Genomic DNA, 19,202 nt, shown 5'->3' on the forward strand with positions numbered 1-19,202 from the left:
TCATCCCGTGGCTTGACCACGGGATGACATCTGTAAATTAAAAGTCACAAAATATGGTACATGATCCGAAGGTGAAGACCAATCACGTGCTTCTGATAGTAAATGCATAGAAACTAATGCACCTTTTAAATTATCGCTAACCCAAATATGATCAAGTCTTCTACCTCTGTTAGATTTTTTCCAATCTATATTTCTATAACTCCACCAAGTATAAAATTTTTCGTCAAGCGATACGAAATGTCTGCTACTATCAATAAAACCTAACGCATTTTGTAGCTCTACCAATAACGAGCGTTCAATATCGGTATGGCTGATAACATTTCGCAACTGCTTACTAGACCATACATCATGTTCATGCGGAGCAATGTTCAAGTCCCCAACAATAATCATTTTATCGTTTTTAGTACGGTTAGTCGTTAACCATTCCTGCATTAACCTTACATATTCGAGCTTATGCTTAAATTTTGTATTTACCTCGATATCAGGTATATCACCGCCGGCAGGAACATAAAAATTATGTATTTCTATATCATTAACTATAGCTGCTATATGCCTTTTATCACTATTATACAACTCCAATGAAAAAACATCATTCAAAGGAAATTTTGAAATAATAGCAACACCATTATATGATTTCTGCCCTGAATATATTACATGTTCATAGCCTATATTTTTAATAACTTCAAGAGGAAATAATGAATCAGCTACCTTTGTTTCTTGAAGTAAAATAATATCCGGCTGATGTTCATATGCTAATTTTCTTAATAAATCGATCCGTAGACGCAATGAATTAATATTCCAAGTAACTATCTTCATTAGACTTGTTGTATAACCTCCTTCTAAAGGTAATTTGTATGTCAATCCGGTACTCGCATCCTCACGTACTAAGTGTACGCTGCGGTGCTGTGTTCCTTGTTTCTTTCAAATTCCTCTTTATAAGATAGGGTACACAACAAGTCTATTTAATTTTTTATAGCTGCCCCTATTATTGCATCTCTAAAATAAATTATTCCAAGTTGATTTAAAGGATTTTTCATGTCAATTTTATCTTTGTCTTCTTCAGGAATTTTTATCATAGTATTACTGAGTATAGCAAAATAAAGATTATCAGGCAAAACATATCCTGCTTCACTTTGTATTCCAAGGGCCTTTCCCGTATAATGAATCATTAAACGCTTAGAATCAAGATCAGTAAGAAAAATACCGTAACCCATATAAGACTTACGCCCTTCTATATCTTGTGCTAAAAAATATTTAGTAGTCATAAGTTTATACGACTTCTTAGAAAGAATTTTCTCCTCATTTAATGCCCTATACCATCTAATAAGATCAACCGGTGTTGATATTATACCACCGTCAGCACAAGGAACTGCTAAAAAATCAGCAGTTACAGGAGTAAATATAGGTTTATTACTATTATTAGGCGTTAAAAAATATCTTACCGGATAATTAGAACTAATAACGTTTTTTTGGATTCTAGCGGCCTCACTATATGAAACAAAACTAGTAGATTTCATATTAAGCGGTTTAAAAAATTCATCATAAAAAAAGTTAGCTAAATCTTTTTTAGCCACCTTTTCTATAATCATACCGAGTATAACAAAATTAGTATTACTATATTTAAATTTTTTCCCTATAGATATTTCTAAAGGCTTAGAAGAAACAAATTGTAATATTTTCTTGTGAATCTCTTTCTTAGGCATATTTAAATCAAGTTTAACAAAACTAAAATATTCAGCAATACCGCTACTATGCGTTAATAAATTATGGATAGATATTTTATATGCCCAATCCGGCACTTTTCCACCCCACATTTCCGGATCAAGATATTTATAAATTTTATCGTTAATATTTAATAATGCCTGTTCTTGTAATTTTAAGATTCCCGCTGCTGTAAAAGGCTTTGTAGCAGAAGCAATAGGCATCATTTCATTTGCTTTTAATTGCTCACCATTTAAAGCAAAAATTCCTTTAGCACCGGTTAATAAAGGTTTATAATCATCGGCAAACATAAAAACGGCATTTAAAAATCTATTACTGATATATTCTTTTTCTGCTTCATTGATCCTTTGCTGTATATCTGCAAAACAATCAATACAATTAGTAATAAAAAAAAGCAACAATAAAAAATATCTACGCATCATAACTGCAACACTCCACAAACTTATCAATAGACGTCTAACGCAGCTAATAAAAAGAAATTTGAAGGAGACACGGAACGCAGAACCACAGCGTACACTTGACATGAGGATTCGAGTACCGGATCGACGTACAAATTACCTTTAGAAGCAAGTTATGTAAGAAGTCTTATACTAACAGACGAAGATCAACTTCAAAAAGAGCAAGGAATCCACAAGGTGAGGAGCGGCGTGTATACTTAATACGTGAGTATCGCAACTCTTGTAGGATGACACAGCCAATTTTTGAAGTTCATCGAGTATATGTGTAATATTCTGTAACATACTATAACTTGTATAATTTGGCATTAAATATTAATATCTAAATATATTTTTACAATGCCTAAAATGCAGCAAAGTACATTATTAAAACCGGTTAGTTGTTACGGAATCGGGGTCCACTCAGGAAAACGTACCCAGTTAACTATAGAGCCCGCTAAAGAAAATACCGGAATTATATTCATTAGAACCGATATATCTTCTGACAATAACTATATTGAAGCTAGCTATTTCAATGTTTCCGATACCTTGTTATCTACCACTATCAGTAATGATCATAAAGTTCAAATTTCAACAATTGAACATTTAATGGCAGCACTTTGGGGATGCAGCATTGATAATGCAATTATTAAAATTGACGGTCCTGAAGTACCAATTATGGACGGCAGTAGTAAACCTTTTGTGTTTATGATTGAGTGTGCAGGAAAAAAATTACAAAATGCTCCTAAAAAATATCTAAAAATTTTAAAAGATATAAAAGTAGTTCATAAAGATTGTGAATTATATTGTACTCCTTCCGATCACATGACTGTAGATTTAACCATTGATTTTAGTAGTAAAGCTATAGGCAGACAAAATCTAAGTTTTAGGGATCAAGAATCTTTTACTAAAAATATTGCGGATGCTAGAACTTTTGGCTTTATAAGAGATGTTGATTATTTGAAAAGCAAAGGGCTTGCCCAAGGTGCCTCATTTGAGAATGCTATAGGAATAGATGAGCAGGATAAAATCTTAAACCCAAACGGCTTACGTTATGAAGATGAATTTGTTCGCCATAAACTATTAGATTTATTCGGTGATTTATATACCAACGGCACTAGCATTGTAAGTGCAATTAAAGGCTACAAAACTAGCCATGCTCTTAATAATGAACTATTGCATAGAATATTTAGCGATACTACCTCTTACAAATTTGTAACTAGCAGTGAGTTATAATAATCATTTCATATTGTTAAATTTCGCTTTCTTTTTTGCATCCTTTTTAAATTTTCACTTTTTGTCCTTTTTATTTCAGCATTATTAACTTTATCTTTATCCATAGCTTCAGTTAAAGGATTATATCCTTCGGCTTTACTAGGATTTTCATAAAATGGATTCATTACATTTTTAATATCTTTAACATAGCTCTCTTTGCTATTATCCATTGTTATTTTATTTTCTCTAAAAAATTCTTCTAAACTGTTTCTTTTTATTTCAGAATTAAAACTGCCTATTATTTCTCGAAATTTTTGTATTGTTTGGTCTTTATTCATACTCCAATAATTCTTATCCGTTATTAATTTTTTTAAAGCTAATGTTTGCAATACTTGATTCTTAGTATAATTCTCTAATTGTTCTAAATTTTTATATATAGGAGTATCTTGTTTTTTATATTCTTCATTTATATTTAATTTAAATATTGCTTTTATTTCTATTTTTTCCTTTTCAGTAAGACCGTCGATAATTAATGATGCGGTCGTAACTACACCGTAACCCGTAGCTTTTAATATATCAAGCACATTACCGCTCGCACCTTTAATAATAGAAGCGGCCCAATTTGCGGCTCCACCTAAATTATTGCCAAATATTCGTCCTGTACTTTTCAATTTATTTACATTTAACTCATACTTATCTTGAGTAGCATCCTTACCTGCCGTTTGCGGCGTATATAATTCATTTTTCAAAATATCTTTTAAGCTCGGTTCTAATGATAATATATAATCTTGCTGACTTTTAGCATTTCTGTTATGTACTAATAAATTATTCTCTTTATGAAGTTTACGCAAATCATGCACTTTCAAAGTCTCATTTACAGCTTGAATTCCTACGCTAACTCCTGAAACAACAGCTACAGCTATAATTATCGGTGATATAGGAGTAAAAAGTCCAGAAACTGTAATTGCTATAGAAGCTATGGAAACTGCATAACTTAAACTATTGCTAAATAATATTTTACCGATTTTACTTTGTCTAAAACTAGTCCAATAAGATTTTAACTTATTAAATATTTTTCTAACCCTTGATTTTTTTGACATTTATTTTTCTCTCCAAAGAACAAATATTTTTATAAATTTTTCTTTTATTTATTTAATTAACTTCTCTTACAACTGAAATTATAGTATAAATTCTAATAAAAAAAACAAAATAAATGTCTGGAAAAGAATTAAATAAAATTGTTGCAGCCATCTTATTTGCTAGTTTAATTACTATGATGGTTGGATTTGTTGCAAATATATTATACAAGCCCACTCTAGAGTTACAACATCGCGGCTACAGCGTTGCGGTTCAAGAATCATCAGAAAATCAAAATACTACCGCACTAGAGCAAGCACCGGTAAATATACCGGAATTAATGAAGACTGCTAACGCCGATAACGGTCGTGCAATAGCCAAGAAATGTTTAATGTGTCATTCTCTTGATAAAGACGGTCCAAATAAACTAGGACCGCATCTTTGGGATGTCGCAGGCAGACCAAAAGCAAGCATAGCAGACTATAAATATTCCCCTGCTCTATCAAAACTTGGCGGCGTATGGGATGATGATAGTTTATTTGCTTTCTTACATAAACCAAGTAGCTATGCACCAGGAACTAAAATGTCCTTTGCCGGTATCTCAAAACCACAAGACATAACTGACGTAATATTATTTTTAAAAACTTATGTTCATGATAAATAATTATCTCACCGAAATATGGTTAATAATAGGTATAATTTGCATAGTTGTTGAATTCTTTACAGTTCCAAGTATTGGATTCTTATTCTTTGGGCTTGGAGCGTTATCAAACACTCTTGTGGTATATAACTACCCTCTAGTTAGCTTAACAAATCAAATAACATTTTTTGGTATATTATCACTTATTTGGTTTTGCATATTATATTATCCTCTTAAAAAATATGTTTATAATAAAACTGATAAAACAAAAAATTACTCGGATATGATAGGCAAAACGGTAGAGGTTTATAGTGCTACAGTTTCTTCTGATACTATAGGACAAGTAAGATGGTCCGGTGCTATTATGAATGCTTACCTTGTTCCAAATGAAATCGATGCAAAAACAGGCGACCGACTTTTTATTATCGAAGTTAAAGGGAATGTACTAATTTGTTCTAGAGAAAAACCTAATAATAATTCTTAGCAAAATATTTCTAAATGACATTGCCCGCGTAAATACAATTCCTCATTGCAAGTAGGTATTGTTGCGTGGATCATTTTATGTCATTCCCACGGAAGCGGGAATGACACTAAATGCATTTTCCAGTCCAACACGGACAGCCTCTCTAAATATTCTCTTTAAACCAATCAAAAGCTTTTTTAAAGAAGCTACTATTTGCATCAAGTCTAATATGAGCAAATTCTTTTTGCTGTTTTAGAGCATGAATTTTTAGCATTCCTATAGTTGCTGAATACATAGCCGGATTATAGTCTTCTATAAAACCGGCAATAATCTCCGGTTTACCGATTCTACTCTGTTTTTCAAAAATTTTATTTGACAGCTCTTTAAGCCCTCTAAGCTGAGACCCGCCGCCGGTAATTACAACTCTAAAAACTTCAACCTGCCCTTTTGTTGCTTTATCATATTCGGCTTTTACCATTGATAATATTTCTTCGGCTCTTGCTCTTATTACCTCAGCCAATTTATAAATTGTTACGGAAGTATTTAAAGTATGATGAGTATCAACCTGAAAATCCTCCATATTTACAATACTATCTTTCTCAAATAAAGGTATCATTGCATTACCGTATAAAATTTTTAATTTCTCTGCCGTAACAAGATCAATACCAAAGACTTTAGCAATATCCGAGCTAATATGAAAACTACCTATATTTACATGCCCCGTATATATTAATTTACCGGCAAAAAAAATGCCGAAAGAGGTAGTTTTATCCCCCATGTCGATGATAAGCGAACCTAGATTTTTTTCATCATTCGTAAGACAGCTAATAGCAGAAGCATAAATTGCTAGAGTAATATTTGTGACTTCAACATGACATTTAGCGAAGCATTGTACAATATTTGATAACATATTTGAACTAGCAGCAATAATATGTAATTCACAACTAAGTTCTCTACCGTACATACCTATAGGATTCTCGACTGAATTATTATCAAGGATAAATTCAAGAGGAAAATAATGAATAATTTCCTGGTTTTTAACTTTAAATTCAAGTAATGCTTTTTGTAGTAACTTTTTAATATCCTGCTGCGTTACGGTTTGCCCGTTAACTTTAATGGTATAATTAATATAATAAGATTTAGTGTCGGCACCTGATAACGATAATATAACTTTTTTTATATTTTTACCGCAATCTTTTTCAAGTGCGTAAATTGCTGAAACAATGCTAGTTTCAGCATTTTTTAAATCTGATATAACTCCTGATTTAATACCTTTAGAATGATGCAAATTTTGGCTAGCTACTTTAATTTCACCTTTTTTACTAATATAGGCAGCAATTACAGCAATCTTACTACTACCGCAATCAAGTGTAACAAAATTTGATATTTTCTCTTTCATTTTTTTATGCTTGTTATTCCAAAAACGTCATTGCGCGAAGAATTACAAAATAATGAGACGAAGCAAGCTCAGGATGCTTGACCAGAGTACCACATCGAAACTACGTTTCTCTTCGCAATGACAATTCTCAGTACTTCTCTATATAATACTTATTCTTATCCCTTAAATCCAAAACCTTATAATTTTGGTTAAATAGCTTATTAGCTTTATTTAGTGCAGCGACATATTTTAATGCTTCTTCAAACTCTTTTTCAGGTAACTTAATACTTATATTACCTTTAAGATTTAAATCCCACCTTCTATCTCCGAGTCTTACAGCAGCTGAAGTTTTATTCATTAATGCCGGATATTTCTGCAGCTCTAATACTAATGTACCTGCATAGATATTCGCCCCTTCCCCTACAACATGTAATAAATGAGGAAAAGGTTGAATATTTTTACTAATTTCGTAACCTTCTTCATCGACTAAGAAAAGCTGATTATTAATTTGCCAAATAGCAATAGGTTCTCTTTCAAATAATTTTATATATACCGTATTTGGTAATCTTCTACTGACATATACTTCCTTGATCCATTTATTTTTCTTTAAATTATTTCTAATTTCGTCTAATTTAAGAGCAAAAATAGGACTGCCCTTATTCGCATTTAAAACCTTTAATATTGTAGGCTCATCGACATTTTGCTGTCCTTCAATGATAACATTCTCAAGTTTAAACCCAAGTTTTGTTGTTGTTTGGTATATATTTGTTGTTAAGTAGGTTTTTATGCCGGCAAAATATTTTGTAAAAACAAATAGACATACAAAGATAATTAAAGCAATCTTAAGCCCTAATATTGCTTTTTTGTAAATTAGTCCTAATTTTCGGCGTAATGAGATATTATTAGTTTTTTTTGTTTGTTTTTTTTTATTGGAGCTTGTTTTTTTTCTCATGATTCAAAGCTTGCCGTCTTTATAATTTCTGCAATTAAGTTAGTAAAATTTATCCCTGCATAAGCTGCAATTTCCGGCACTATTGATAAAGGCATCATACCTGGGTGAGTATTTATCTCCAAAGCATATAACTTGTTTGTCTGCTCTTCTAAAATAAACTCTGCTCTAGCAGGACCTTTACAATTCATTGTTTTATAAAGTTTTTCTGACTCTATAAGTAATTTCTCATATAAATTAGCAGGTAGCGGAGCAGGACAAAGATGATCAGCAAATCCTTCGGTATATTTAGTTTCATAATCATAGAAACGATTCTTTAGTAATTTAATCTCTAAAGCTCCAAGAGCTTTGCCGTTTAATACCGCTACTTGCAATTCTCGCCCTTTTATATATTGTTCTATTATTACCTGATCACCGTAAGGAAAATCATAATCGGCAAAGTTAAAATCGTCTTCTGCAAATATCACCTCAACACCAATACTTGAACCTTGCGTAAGAGGCTTAATAACGTACGGTCGTTTCATAGGATCATTTTTTATATTATCGCTTTTATTTACAACAATGCTTTCTGCCATATTAATATTATTCGTTAAAAACCAGATCCTAGAATGTATTTTATCGAATGCTAAAGCTGAAGATAACACGCCGCTATGAGTATAAGGAATCCGCATTATATTAAGTAATCCTGGTAAACAACCGTCTTCACCATATGTACCGTGCAGGCAATTAAAAACGATATCAGGTTTTATTTCTTGTAATCTAACTGCAATATCCGCTCCCATATCAATAAAGGTAACTCTATATCCTAATTCAATTAAAGCTTTACTAACTCCTTCACTTGACACTAACGATACTTCACGCTCAGCAGACATACCGCCTGCCATTAATGCTATATGCTTTTTACCGGTACTACTTAATATTTTGACTATAGAGTGTTCTACCCAATGTGTTTGATATTTATGCACGTTTTTTCCTTTCTTATTAAATCCATTGTAATTCCTAACTAAAAGCGGCCTTGTTGCATAGCTCGAAAAACCTACTCGATGTCATCCCCGCGTAGGCGGGGATCCAGAAAAATAACTTCAATATTGATATAGAAGTTACATATTATAAAATAAACATATAAAAAACTTGTTTTTTATATGTTTTACTGGATTCCCGCCTTCGCGGGAATGACATAAAACTAGCTGCAACAACGCCATTTTTAATTAGGGATGACGTCCGATTCTCTTAATCTCCCACTCTAACTTAACCCCGCTATCTTCACATACTTTCTGCCGGACAAAATCACCTAAATCTTCTAAATCCTTAGCGGTAGCATCACCATTATTTATCATAAAATTACAATGAAGTTCTGACATCGAAGCACCGCCTATTCTATAGCCTCTAAGCCCCGCTTTGTCAATAAGTTCCCAAGATTTACGCCCTTCAGGATTTGCAAAAGTACTACCGCCTGTACGCTCTTTAATAGGCTGTGTAGATGATCTTGCGTTATTTATTTCATTCATCCGTAATAATATATTTTCACTATCGCCTTTATTTATTTTAAAAACAACTTTGAGAATAATTAAATTCTTTGGTAAATCATTACTGCGATATTTAAAACCGATTTCTTCATTTGTGAATGTTAAAAAGTTTCCTGCAAAGTCAATCGCTTCAATCTGCACTACAATATCTTTAAATTCAGAGCCGTAAGCACCGGCATTCATAGCAACACCGCCACCGATAGTCCCTGGAATACCTACTAAAAACTCAAAACCGGAAATAGCATTTGCTTGACAAAATTTTGCTAAATTATAATTAAGGCAGCTGCTACCTACTATTAAATGATTATCTATAAACTCAATATTGCTAAAATTCTGACCAAGTTTTATAACGACCCCTTCTATGCCGCCGTCTCTTATAATAACATTTGAGCCTGCTCCAAAAGTCTTTATAGGTAATTTTTGCTTATTTTGTATTAAGAAACTTTTTAAATCTTCGCTATCTAAAGGTTTAAAGAAAATTTCAGCATTACCGCCTACTTTAAACCATGTTAAGTGTTTTAAATTATAATCTTTTTTATACTCGCCTTTTACTATCGGTAAAATTAACATATTTAGTCCTGCTATTCGCTTTACTGTTATCTTCACTCTTTTGTCCCTTAGTTCGCTTGACCCTATGTTATACGAACAGATGTCACTCCCGCGAAAGCGGGAATCCAGAAAAAAATGATAAAAACAAAGAAAATTATATACTAAATTTTTATATAATTTATTTAAAAAACTGGATTCCCGCTTTCGCGGGAATGACATAAGAGCTATGCAACAATACCAGTCAAACCACGGTATGACAGCTAAAGCCACGGGATGACAATCTCCCCTCTAATTCATTAGCAAAACTTGAAATATTACCTGCTCCCATCATAATTATCATATCACCAGAAGCTGCATTATCTATAATAACTCCAACCGCATCATCTAGCTCTGCTAGAAAATTTGCTTTATCGTGATGTTTACGCTTAGTAATCTTATCAACTAAACTTCGTCCTGTAATTCCTTCTATAGGGTTTTCACCTGCAGCATATATATCAGTAATATAGAGTATATCGGCATCAGCAAAGCAAAACATAAAATCATCAAATAAATACTGCATTCTTGAATATCTGTGAGGCTGAAAAATAGCAATAACTTTACCGTTTTGTTTATTTGCTATATTTTTAGCCGTCGCAAGCGTTGCTTTGATTTCCTCAGGGTGATGAGCGTAATCATCGATAATTGAAGCGTTATTATATTCAGCTACTTTAGTAAATCTCCTCTTCACTCCTTTAAAATTATTAAAACCGTTTTTAATAGCTTTAATACCGAAATCTAATTCTATCCCAACGGCAATTGCAGCAAGACTATTTAAAATATTATGTCTTCCGGGCGTTGGAATAGTAATTTTTTCAATAATCGTTGTACCTAGTACATTTGGTAGACTAATTTTTACGTCAAAAGTAGAGGAGGCAATATCAGTGTTAATATTAAACGCTATAATATGAGCATCTTCCGAATCGATGCCATAAGTAACAATCTTCCTTTCAGTAATATCGTCTACTAACTTACGAACTATTTTATGATCGATACAACAAACGGCAAAACCGTAAAACGGCAAATTAGTAATAAAGCTTCTAAAAGCACCAATTAATGTTTCAAAATCTCTATAATAATCTAAATGTTCAGGATCAATGTTAGTTATTATCGCAATAGTTGATGGAATATGAATAAACGTTGCATCCGATTCATCGGCCTCCGCAATTAAATAATTACTTGAACCAAGATATGCATTAGTCGATTTATTATTGATAATCCCACCGTTAATAACCGTAGGACATAAACCAGCTGCCTCAAATAAACAAGCAACTAAAGAAGTAGTAGTGGTTTTACCGTGCGATCCTGAAACTGCTACTGAACATTTTAATCTCATAAGTTCAGCAAGCATGTCCGCACGTCTAATAATTGGAATTTTACGCTCCAAAGCTTCTTTTATTTCAGGATTCTTTGGATTAATTGCCGATGAAATAACAACATACGACACATTGGTAATATTCTGCTCGGCGTGTCCTAAAAATATTTTAATACCGTATGACTCAAGCCTTTTAGTATTATAATTTTCTACTAAATCGGAACCTTGTACTTTATAACCTAGATTATATAATATCTCGGCAATACCGCTCATGCCAACGCCGCCGATACCTATAAAATGTATAGTTTCTAAGGTTTGATTAGTTTTTTTTAATTCAAGTAACAGCATTTAAGTTTAATCATTTAAAATTGAGTTCTGCATATAGGTTTTAAGTAACATTGTCAAGCACTAACTGTGTCATACCGCGACTTGATCGCGGTATCCAGTTTAAAATATTAAAATCATTGATATTATAAAGTTATTTTTATGGATACCGTGGTCAAATCACGGCATGACATCGGAGTCTTTTTCAAGAGCCATACAACAAAACCGGTTCAGTATGACAATCATTAAACCTCATCCACCCTATCAAATTTTGCTTCGGAATAGAAGTTTCCTTGTAGCCCACCGACTTTTAGATCAATTAAAAATTTAGCTATTTCTCCGTTTTCTACGAATTCAGCTACCGTTTTAATACCTAAATCTTCTGAAATTTTAATTAATCTTTCTACGAAATACCTACTTTGTACATCACTTGTAATACTACGCACATATTTACCGTCAATTTTGATAATATCAATTGGTAAGCTTTGAAGTTGTTTAAAAGAAGTAAAACCCGCACCAAAATCGTCTAATGCAAATTTACATCCATACTTATGTAGTTTATTAATAAATAAAGTTATTTTATCGTAATGCTGATTGAAAGAAGTTTCCGTAATTTCAATAATTAAACGATCCCCAACATTATGAGCTTTTAATAAGTTTTCTGCTATTTCCCATAAAGCTTCATCGCCTGCTCCTATATTTGAAATATTAACGGCTAACATTAAGTTTGGGTTGCGGGCAAGTTCATTAACAGTCATTTCTAAAACAATTTGATCAATTATAAAAATTAATCCTTTATTTTCAGCAATAGGGATTATAGGACCTACGGAAATATAAACACCGTTCTCGTCAGGTATACGAAGCAGACATTCATAATAATGAATCTTCATAGTATTACGATCTATTATAGGCTGATAAGCAAATCGCATAGTCTTTTTTGCTAAGGCTTGTCGTAGTAAGTTAAGCTGAAGATTAGATTTTCTTATATTTTCCAAATCATGTTCTGTACTGCTATATTCACGGTAATAATAATAATTATTATTATCTTGTGAAAGTAACATATTTAATGTTTTTTCAATTTCTTTAGCATTATTACTTACTTTTTTTGGAAATTTAATACTAGCAATATAACAATTCATATAAATTGCCGGCTTCTGTTCATTAATATAAAGCTGCGAAAATAAATATAATTTTCTAGCAAAATTTTTAATTAAGTCAGAATCAGTAGTATTTAGGATAAATAATATTCTATCTTTCTTTATTTTCTTAAACTTTGAAAAAATATTAAGTTCTTTGCTTACATCTTCAATGATTTGATCTAAATCTTCAATTATAAAATGCTTACCCTGCTCTATAAATTCTATTTCATCATAATTAACTAATCTACAAGCAAAACATACGCCTTTTTCCAATTTATCTATCGCATCTTGTAAATCTTTATAATTCGTTCTTAATTCCGACATTGCCATGTGTATCATAAAATTATATACTTAAGAATATTAGGGCATTTTTACTGTAAATGAAATAAAAATATGAACCGCATAGAAATGATACAAGAAAAATTAAGTGTGTTAAAACCACATTTTCAAGAAATAATAGATGAAAGCTATAAACATGCTAGTCATTATAACGGAATTCACAGCCATATAAAAATAAGAATTTCTGCAGAAACATTACAGGGGAAAAGCCTAATTGCCAATCATCGCACTATTAATAACTTACTTGCCGATGAATTTAATAGCGGCTTGCATGCTTTATCGATAGAGGTACTATGAAAACAAATAATATTTTAAAAGTAGCCGTTGGAGCTAGCAGCGTAGCACAAAAAGCCTTAAATAGTATAACGGATAAAAGCTGTGGCATAATTGAGGATAAAATACTTAAAGGTAATTACGTCACTCGCGAAGAATTTGAAAAATTACAAACTTTAGTAATAAAACTCAAGAAAGAATTAGCAGAGTTAAAGAGCAAATAATTAATCAACTAGTTTCAGAATTTTCTATTTTTGCTTTTAACTCTTCTATTTCTTCTATAGTTAGCCCTGTTGAATCTGCTATTATATTGTGACATCTATATCTTTAAGTCACAAGTTCTTTGCTACTTCTATGCTTCTTTCTTTCCCTTTTTCACACTGTTCTTCCTAAAGCTATTTCCTCGGCATCTTCCATTAATTGCGCTCTTATATAGGCATCATATTCTTCGGCGGTAAGGTTATGCATTTCTATTATATTGTATGCATCTAATACCTTCTCGCTCTTTATATTTGCAGGTGGGCTGTTTTCTGTTTCTGCACACTTAAATAAATGTAGCCACTCATCTATAGTAGTTTCAAGCTTATCTTTATCAAAATTTTAAGCTCTATAAATACATAGGAAAAATCAAATAAATATTGCTTATTTGTTTCGGTAATAACTCTTTATGCTTTATTCCTTGTGTAAGTTGTAAGCTCGATTATATACCAGCTACCGGCTTCATCTTTAACCTTTAAATCAAATATGCTTTTTGTTCCCTTTATCGAGCATAGGTACTTGCTCTACAGGTATAAATTCTATTGCTTTAATTCTAAGCCCCTCAGGTAGTTCAAGAACTGCATTGATAAATTCCTTGAACCTCTCTAAATCACGAAAGATTTTTTTAAATACACTATCAATTAGTGGGATCTAAATATCTTTGCATATTAATTATTACTTTTGGTATTACTCATATTATATAGCTTTTTAAGTAATCAGTAAATAATACTAGAATATGTACTTTTAATAGAATAATTATTGCTATTTTTTAACAAAAATTACGTACTTTGATCCGTTCTAATGGATACGATTGCTGACATGCCGGGAACTAGATTAGCATTTGGGGATTCAAAATCTATTAAAACAGGTACACGTTGTACGCTTTTAGTAAAATTACCGGTAGCATGATCTGGTGGGATTAAGCTAAATTTAGAGCCGGTCGCAGGAGCAATATTACGAATCTTCCCGTAAATTACCTTTTTAGGCAAAGCATCAAATTCAATTTTGACTTTCATGCCGGACTTAAATTTCTGAATTTGTGTTTCTTTAAAATTAGCCTGAATATACATAGTATTATCTTGAACTATAGAAAACAACACCCTACCCGGTACTATGTAATTTCCGACTTCTAAACTACTATTACCGAATATACCGGGTACCATAGCAATAAGTTTAGTATTTTGTAAGCTCCTTAAGGTTACTTTTTTATTTTCTGTTAGCTCTTTAAGTTTTTCCTGTTCTGCTGCTTTTTCAAGCTCAAGAAGTTGTAAATGTTGCTTAGATATATCTAAATCTAACTGTGCTTGTTTATAATCCGTTTTGGCTTTTTGATATGCGTTTTTAGAATCATCTAACGTTTTAGAGCTAGCAAATTTTGCCTTATTTAACTCCTGCACTCTCATAAAATCTGTTGCAACAATATCAAAGCTTATTTTATTAAGCTTTAATTTTTCAGCTGCTTGCTCTAGGCTAATCTGCCCTATTGAGATTTTTTGCTCTATAATTTCTATATTTTTTATGCAAGCTTCAATAGATGCTTCAAGTGCTGCAAGCTTTGCCTTATAATCTCTATCGTCAATTTCACCTATCAGATCGCCTTTATTAACTTTAGTATTATCGGTAACAAATAACTTTGTTAAAACACCGCTAACTTCAGCACTAACATTTGAAATATCTGCATCTATGTAAGCATTATCCGTAGATTGTGTATTTGCCCAAACATAAATTCTATATCCCAAATAAATAAATATGATTAAGGCTATAATAATTACATATTTAGTAAATGGATGATGTTTATATTTGTCGATAGCTTGTTGTAATACACTCGGCATAATTAACTTTACCAATACCCTCTATGTTTAAAAAAATAACAAATTGGTATAGAAAGAATATATATAACTGCAATTAACGGCAGTGCATACCATGGATATATGATAAGATTTATAATAACAATAGCAACTAAAATCATTGCAAGCGATAAATATTCAGGTTTAATACTCAAATTTTTTGTTGAGATTGTAGGAAGCCTACTAGCAAGTAGAAAAGCTATAATAGCCAAATATATATTAATTGTTATAGTATGAGTACGGGTATTGATATTTAATAACGTACCGATTTCAAAATCTATCATTACAGGCATTAAAGCAAGTAAAGCACCGCATGGGGCAGGTACACCGGTAAAAAAATATTCAGTTTTATCTTGTTTCGGTTGATAAATACCAACGTTAAAGCGAGCTAAACGTAGTGCCATACACACTATAAATAATAACATTACCGCTGATGAAAATACCTTATACTCATATTGTTGAAAAGACCATAAATATATCAGATAGGCAGGAGCTATACCGAAATTAGCAAAATCGCATAATGAATCAAGCTCTGCACCAAATGGACTAACTGAATTTAGCATCCTTGCTATTCTACCGTCGATACTGTCAATAATTGCCGCTACTATAATGCAATATACCGCAAGTTCCCATCTGCTATCCAAAGCAAATTTTATAGAACTCATACCGGTTACTAAACCAAGCAACGTAATAAAGTTGGGAATTAATTTTATTAGAGGTACAGGCTTAGTTATTATAGATTTACGAATTTTTAACAATTTTTATACTCAAAATGTATTTATCACGTCATTGCAAGGAAAAAACAGTGTGGTTGCATGGCTGTCAATGTCTCATTCCTGCAAAAGCAGGAATCCAGAAAAAAATAATCTTAATTGGTACAAAATTATATATTTGATAAAATAAACAGATAAAAAACTTGTTTTTTATACGTTTCACTGGATTCCCTCCCGCCTACGCGGGAATGACATAAACAAACCATGCATACAGCTGCTCGCAATGACGGTTTTAAAGTGATGAGGCTATTTCCTCTCAAACTTAAATTCTGTTGTCTTTTTACGTCCAAAATCAGCAATGATAGTTTCACCGCCTATAGCAGTCTGCCCTTTACTCACTAATAAAGCTGTTTTCAACGGTAAATAAACATCTACTCTGCTACCGAAACGAATTATACCGTATCGCTCGCCCGTTTTAACTTCATTACCCTCTTCTAAATCACAAACTATACGCCTTGCTATAAGTCCGGCTATTTGAACAAAAACAATTTTCTGACCTTGAGCAGTTTCCATTAATACTGATTGACGCTCATTATAAATACTAGCTTTATCGAGTGAAGCATTAAAAAATTTTCCTGGATTATAATGAAGTGCTAAAATTTTTCCGTTTGCCGGGATTCTATTAACATGGACATTAAAAATATTTAGAAAAATACTAACTCTAATCATTTCCACATCACCAAGTCCTAATTCCGGAGGCGGCAATGCTTCCTTAATTTCTTGAATTATTCCATCTGCAGGACTTATTACCAGATCATCACTTATAGGCACAAAGCGATCAGGATTACGGAAAAAATAAATACACCAAGCAGTAGCAATACATCCAATACAGCCAAGTTTTTCATTAAATGATGCTAATAAAAAACTTACTAATGCAAAGCTAGCAATAAATATATATCCTTCGCGGTGAATAATTTTAAATAAATCATTATATTGTTTCATTTTAATCTCTATGAATCTCCTTATTATTTTTAACTATGCCTGCTCTGCTTTATCCTCTTGGTTCTCACTCTCGTTTTTATCTTCGTCTTGAGGGGTAGCTTGGACTTCTTGCGCAGCACCAAGAGCATATACGCATAAATCCGGGAGTGGAACACCGTTTTTTTTGGCAAGATCATTTAGCTGTGATATTGCTTTCATAACATCATCAGGAATAGTACCGCCTCTTTCGTCAGATAACCATTTTGCTTGAAATTGTAGCGGATGATGCCCTTCTTGAGGCGTACCTATATAAAACTTAAACTTGGCTCTTTGTCCACTAAAATCGCAGTCAAATTCAAACTCTTTATAATGTGCCATAACTTTATGAATTAATAATTATATTAATATTATTATAACAATAAAAATGCAAATCTAAAATAATTTCTTGTCTAATATTTTTTAAGTTTTTTAGCAATATAACGATTTGAATATAGAAATTTATCGCTAGAATCTATAATTATCCCGCCTGCTTCCTTAATAAAAAGCTCAAATGCATAATATAATGTAAAATTTAATAATGATAAACATATTAAATCCGCTTTACCTGACGCTACAAGCATAGCCCCATAGCAAAGAGAACCAAAAGATCTAATATTATCTACCTCTATCTCCTCCAAATCATTATGATTTACACCTTCAATAATTGCTAAACAGTTTTTTAAATCGGCATTATCGGAAACTCTCAGTCTTAATCCTTGATAATTAGAGTTTAAATTATTTTTTTCTATCCAAGCTCCCTTACCTTTTTCAGCATAATAAATTTCATTAAGAGCAGGAAAATATATTACTGTAGAAGTAGGAATTAAAACTTCTTGATTCTTTTTTAAATAAGTTACGGATATCGCAAAAAAAGGTATGCTTCTGGCGAAATTATTTGGGCTATCTATAGGATTAATTAAAAAAACACTCTCATAATTATTATTTAAATCGAATTTATCCTCCGGAAAAAATAAATATTGTGTATATTTTTGTAATTCTTCACATAATAAAGTTTTTAATTTTAAATAAGATCGCTTACAAAATGCTTCATTTCTTACAGAGTTTTTTTGTAGCATTTCGAGTTCTAAAAAATCTCTATGCAAAAACTTAACAGCTTTACGCAGGGCATTAATTAATAAATTAGTTATAGGTTGCATTTGATATTTTTAATTATTAGTTTTAGAAATTATGTCGTATGGCTTAAAAAAATTGATACCATTCCTAGCTAAAAGCATTGCCTGAGTAGATGCTGAAAGTCGTCATTGCGAGGAAAAACTGTAAGTTTTGACTAAGCAATCTCAGGATATTTGACGAGATTGCCACGCAGCCTACGGCTGCTCGCAATGACGGGGTGGTATCCATAGTTCAATAAAACAGCTTACTTCGCTCGCTCGACATATGTCATATCATCAGTTTTAACCACAATTTTTTCTCCTATTTCTAAATATTGCGGGACCTTAACTTTAATACCGTTTTCTAAAATTGCTGGTTTATAAGAAGCGGTAGCGGTTGCTCCTTTTATTACCGGATCAGTTTCACTAATTTCAAGTATAACATTTGGAGGAAGCTCAATATTTAAAGGCTTGTCATTATAAAATTCGACTTTAACAATCATATTTTCAGTTAAGAAAGATAATTTTTCTTCTAACATTTCCTTGGAAATATTTATTTGATCAAAATGTTTGGTATCCATTAATACCAAATCATCACCTTCAAAATATAAAAATTGATAATCTTTTTGTTCAAGTTCAGCTTTTTCTAAATAATTGGCAGAACTGAATCTTTCGTTACGCTTTGTCCCTGTTTTTAAATTTTTCATCTCAACTTGTACATAAGCTCCACCTTTCCCGGGTTGAGTATGTTCCGGTGTTTTGCTGACAACCCATAAATCATTATTATACACTAATATGTTACCTGTTCTAATTGAATTTGCTGAAATTTTCATATATCTTACATTTAAGACTTAAAATTAAAGTATAAATATA

General features: G+C 31.9%; 20 protein-coding genes and 1 pseudogene. 5 read left to right on the forward strand and 16 right to left on the reverse strand.

Features of this window, described 5'->3' with window-relative positions:
• Window positions 1-816 (reverse strand): exodeoxyribonuclease III, encoded by an 816-nt coding sequence (gene xth / locus RSIB_RS04085; protein ID WP_004996290.1) that lies wholly within the window; start codon window positions 814-816, stop codon window positions 1-3.
• Window positions 817-962: 146 nt separating this feature from the next.
• Window positions 963-2,144, reverse strand: coding sequence for a serine hydrolase domain-containing protein (locus RSIB_RS04080; protein WP_004996292.1), 1,182 nt, complete (start codon window positions 2,142-2,144; stop codon window positions 963-965).
• A gap of 381 nt (window positions 2,145-2,525) precedes the next feature.
• On the opposite strand from RSIB_RS04080, the gene lpxC reads away from it, so the two are divergent.
• Window positions 2,526-3,392: a UDP-3-O-acyl-N-acetylglucosamine deacetylase gene (gene lpxC, locus RSIB_RS04075; RefSeq protein ID WP_026053084.1), complete on the forward strand. Its 867-nt coding sequence runs from the start codon at window positions 2,526-2,528 to the stop codon at window positions 3,390-3,392.
• 8 nt (window positions 3,393-3,400) lie between these two features.
• On the opposite strand, the gene RSIB_RS04070 is transcribed toward lpxC, so the two are convergent.
• Window positions 3,401-4,471: a hypothetical protein gene (locus RSIB_RS04070; protein WP_004996297.1), complete on the reverse strand. Its 1,071-nt coding sequence runs from the start codon at window positions 4,469-4,471 to the stop codon at window positions 3,401-3,403.
• Window positions 4,472-4,584: 113 nt separating this feature from the next.
• Between RSIB_RS04070 and RSIB_RS04065 the strand changes: the two genes are divergently transcribed.
• The gene (locus tag RSIB_RS04065) at window positions 4,585-5,112 is read left to right on the forward strand and encodes a c-type cytochrome (RefSeq protein ID WP_004996299.1); all 528 of its coding nucleotides are present in this window, start codon (window positions 4,585-4,587) and stop codon (window positions 5,110-5,112) included.
• Window positions 5,096-5,572, forward strand: a complete 477-nt coding sequence (locus RSIB_RS04060) for an NfeD family protein (RefSeq protein WP_012719513.1) — start codon at window positions 5,096-5,098, stop codon at window positions 5,570-5,572. Before RSIB_RS04065 ends, RSIB_RS04060 begins: the two co-directional genes overlap by 17 nt.
• Before the next feature lie 142 nt (window positions 5,573-5,714).
• On the opposite strand, the gene ftsA is transcribed toward RSIB_RS04060, so the two are convergent.
• From ftsA to RSIB_RS04030, 6 genes are all read right to left on the reverse strand, one after another.
• Window positions 5,715-6,950: a cell division protein FtsA gene (gene ftsA / locus RSIB_RS04055; protein WP_004996316.1), complete on the reverse strand. Its 1,236-nt coding sequence runs from the start codon at window positions 6,948-6,950 to the stop codon at window positions 5,715-5,717.
• A 127-nt stretch (window positions 6,951-7,077) separates the two neighbouring features.
• The gene (locus RSIB_RS04050; RefSeq protein ID WP_004996318.1) at window positions 7,078-7,881 is read right to left on the reverse strand and encodes a cell division protein FtsQ/DivIB; all 804 of its coding nucleotides are present in this window, start codon (window positions 7,879-7,881) and stop codon (window positions 7,078-7,080) included.
• Window positions 7,878-8,843, reverse strand: coding sequence for a D-alanine--D-alanine ligase (locus tag RSIB_RS04045; protein ID WP_004996323.1), 966 nt, complete (start codon window positions 8,841-8,843; stop codon window positions 7,878-7,880). The genes RSIB_RS04050 and RSIB_RS04045 overlap by 4 nt, the downstream gene beginning before the upstream one ends.
• 243 nt (window positions 8,844-9,086) lie before the next feature.
• Complete coding sequence (gene murB, locus RSIB_RS04040) at window positions 9,087-9,974, reverse strand: UDP-N-acetylmuramate dehydrogenase (RefSeq protein ID WP_004996325.1); 888 nt, start codon at window positions 9,972-9,974, stop codon at window positions 9,087-9,089.
• A 220-nt stretch (window positions 9,975-10,194) separates the two neighbouring features.
• On the reverse strand, window positions 10,195-11,652 hold the full coding sequence (murC, locus tag RSIB_RS04035) for a UDP-N-acetylmuramate--L-alanine ligase (protein ID WP_004996331.1): 1,458 nt from the start codon (window positions 11,650-11,652) through the stop codon (window positions 10,195-10,197).
• A 221-nt stretch (window positions 11,653-11,873) separates the two neighbouring features.
• The gene (locus RSIB_RS04030) at window positions 11,874-13,106 is read right to left on the reverse strand and encodes an EAL domain-containing protein (protein WP_032850862.1); all 1,233 of its coding nucleotides are present in this window, start codon (window positions 13,104-13,106) and stop codon (window positions 11,874-11,876) included.
• 54 nt (window positions 13,107-13,160) lie between these two features.
• On the opposite strand from RSIB_RS04030, the gene RSIB_RS04025 reads away from it, so the two are divergent.
• On the forward strand, window positions 13,161-13,403 hold the full coding sequence (locus tag RSIB_RS04025) for a BolA family protein (RefSeq protein WP_004996335.1): 243 nt from the start codon (window positions 13,161-13,163) through the stop codon (window positions 13,401-13,403).
• On the forward strand, window positions 13,400-13,603 hold the full coding sequence (locus RSIB_RS04020; protein WP_004996338.1) for a hypothetical protein: 204 nt from the start codon (window positions 13,400-13,402) through the stop codon (window positions 13,601-13,603). Before RSIB_RS04025 ends, RSIB_RS04020 begins: the two co-directional genes overlap by 4 nt.
• A 514-nt stretch (window positions 13,604-14,117) precedes the next feature.
• On the opposite strand, the pseudogene RSIB_RS10405 reads toward RSIB_RS04020, so the two are convergent.
• From RSIB_RS10405 to efp, 7 genes and pseudogenes are all read right to left on the reverse strand, one after another.
• Window positions 14,118-14,304 (reverse strand): annotated as a pseudogene (locus RSIB_RS10405) (hypothetical protein).
• Between the two features lie 112 nt (window positions 14,305-14,416).
• Complete coding sequence (locus RSIB_RS04015) at window positions 14,417-15,469, reverse strand: HlyD family secretion protein (protein ID WP_016728134.1); 1,053 nt, start codon at window positions 15,467-15,469, stop codon at window positions 14,417-14,419.
• 8 nt (window positions 15,470-15,477) lie between these two features.
• The gene (gene pssA / locus RSIB_RS04010; RefSeq protein WP_004996347.1) at window positions 15,478-16,242 is read right to left on the reverse strand and encodes a CDP-diacylglycerol--serine O-phosphatidyltransferase; all 765 of its coding nucleotides are present in this window, start codon (window positions 16,240-16,242) and stop codon (window positions 15,478-15,480) included.
• Window positions 16,243-16,503: 261 nt separating this feature from the next.
• Entirely contained in the window at window positions 16,504-17,199 is a 696-nt protein-coding gene (locus tag RSIB_RS04005) for a phosphatidylserine decarboxylase (protein ID WP_004996349.1), read from the reverse strand.
• 33 nt (window positions 17,200-17,232) lie between these two features.
• On the reverse strand, window positions 17,233-17,556 hold the full coding sequence (locus tag RSIB_RS04000; RefSeq protein WP_004996351.1) for a DUF2610 domain-containing protein: 324 nt from the start codon (window positions 17,554-17,556) through the stop codon (window positions 17,233-17,235).
• Window positions 17,557-17,627: 71 nt separating this feature from the next.
• A complete protein-coding gene (locus tag RSIB_RS03995) occupies window positions 17,628-18,374 on the reverse strand; it encodes an inositol monophosphatase family protein (RefSeq protein WP_004996352.1) in 747 nt (248 codons plus the stop codon).
• A gap of 221 nt (window positions 18,375-18,595) precedes the next feature.
• Window positions 18,596-19,162, reverse strand: a complete 567-nt coding sequence (gene efp / locus RSIB_RS03990; protein ID WP_004996356.1) for an elongation factor P — start codon at window positions 19,160-19,162, stop codon at window positions 18,596-18,598.
• Between the last annotated feature and the right edge of the window lie 40 nt (window positions 19,163-19,202).

This window comes from Rickettsia sibirica 246 (assembly GCF_000166935.1).
Taxonomy (GTDB): domain Bacteria; phylum Pseudomonadota; class Alphaproteobacteria; order Rickettsiales; family Rickettsiaceae; genus Rickettsia; species Rickettsia rickettsii.

Bases quoted from the DNA above. Each gene is read 5' to 3' on its own strand.
- xth (WP_004996290.1), bottom strand. From the start codon at position 816: ATGAAGATAGTTACTTGGAATATTAATTCATTGCGTCTACGGATCGAT.
- RSIB_RS04080 (WP_004996292.1), bottom strand. From the start codon at position 2,144: ATGATGCGTAGATATTTTTTATTGTTGCTTTTTTTTATTACTAATTGT.
- RSIB_RS04065 (WP_004996299.1), top strand. From the start codon at position 4,585: ATGTCTGGAAAAGAATTAAATAAAATTGTTGCAGCCATCTTATTTGCT.
- ftsA (WP_004996316.1), bottom strand. From the start codon at position 6,950: ATGAAAGAGAAAATATCAAATTTTGTTACACTTGATTGCGGTAGTAGT.
- RSIB_RS04030 (WP_032850862.1), bottom strand. From the start codon at position 13,106: ATGATACACATGGCAATGTCGGAATTAAGAACGAATTATAAAGATTTA.
- RSIB_RS04025 (WP_004996335.1), top strand. From the start codon at position 13,161: ATGAACCGCATAGAAATGATACAAGAAAAATTAAGTGTGTTAAAACCA.
- RSIB_RS04070 (WP_004996297.1), bottom strand. From the start codon at position 4,471: ATGTCAAAAAAATCAAGGGTTAGAAAAATATTTAATAAGTTAAAATCT.
- RSIB_RS03995 (WP_004996352.1), bottom strand. From the start codon at position 18,374: ATGCAACCTATAACTAATTTATTAATTAATGCCCTGCGTAAAGCTGTT.
- RSIB_RS04005 (WP_004996349.1), bottom strand. From the start codon at position 17,199: ATGAAACAATATAATGATTTATTTAAAATTATTCACCGCGAAGGATAT.
- murB (WP_004996325.1), bottom strand. From the start codon at position 9,974: ATGTTAATTTTACCGATAGTAAAAGGCGAGTATAAAAAAGATTATAAT.
- RSIB_RS04060 (WP_012719513.1), top strand. From the start codon at position 5,096: ATGTTCATGATAAATAATTATCTCACCGAAATATGGTTAATAATAGGT.
- RSIB_RS04015 (WP_016728134.1), bottom strand. From the start codon at position 15,469: ATGCCGAGTGTATTACAACAAGCTATCGACAAATATAAACATCATCCA.
- efp (WP_004996356.1), bottom strand. From the start codon at position 19,162: ATGAAAATTTCAGCAAATTCAATTAGAACAGGTAACATATTAGTGTAT.
- murC (WP_004996331.1), bottom strand. From the start codon at position 11,652: ATGCTGTTACTTGAATTAAAAAAAACTAATCAAACCTTAGAAACTATA.
- lpxC (WP_026053084.1), top strand. From the start codon at position 2,526: ATGCAGCAAAGTACATTATTAAAACCGGTTAGTTGTTACGGAATCGGG.
- RSIB_RS04000 (WP_004996351.1), bottom strand. From the start codon at position 17,556: ATGGCACATTATAAAGAGTTTGAATTTGACTGCGATTTTAGTGGACAA.
- RSIB_RS04050 (WP_004996318.1), bottom strand. From the start codon at position 7,881: ATGAGAAAAAAAACAAGCTCCAATAAAAAAAAACAAACAAAAAAAACT.
- RSIB_RS04020 (WP_004996338.1), top strand. From the start codon at position 13,400: ATGAAAACAAATAATATTTTAAAAGTAGCCGTTGGAGCTAGCAGCGTA.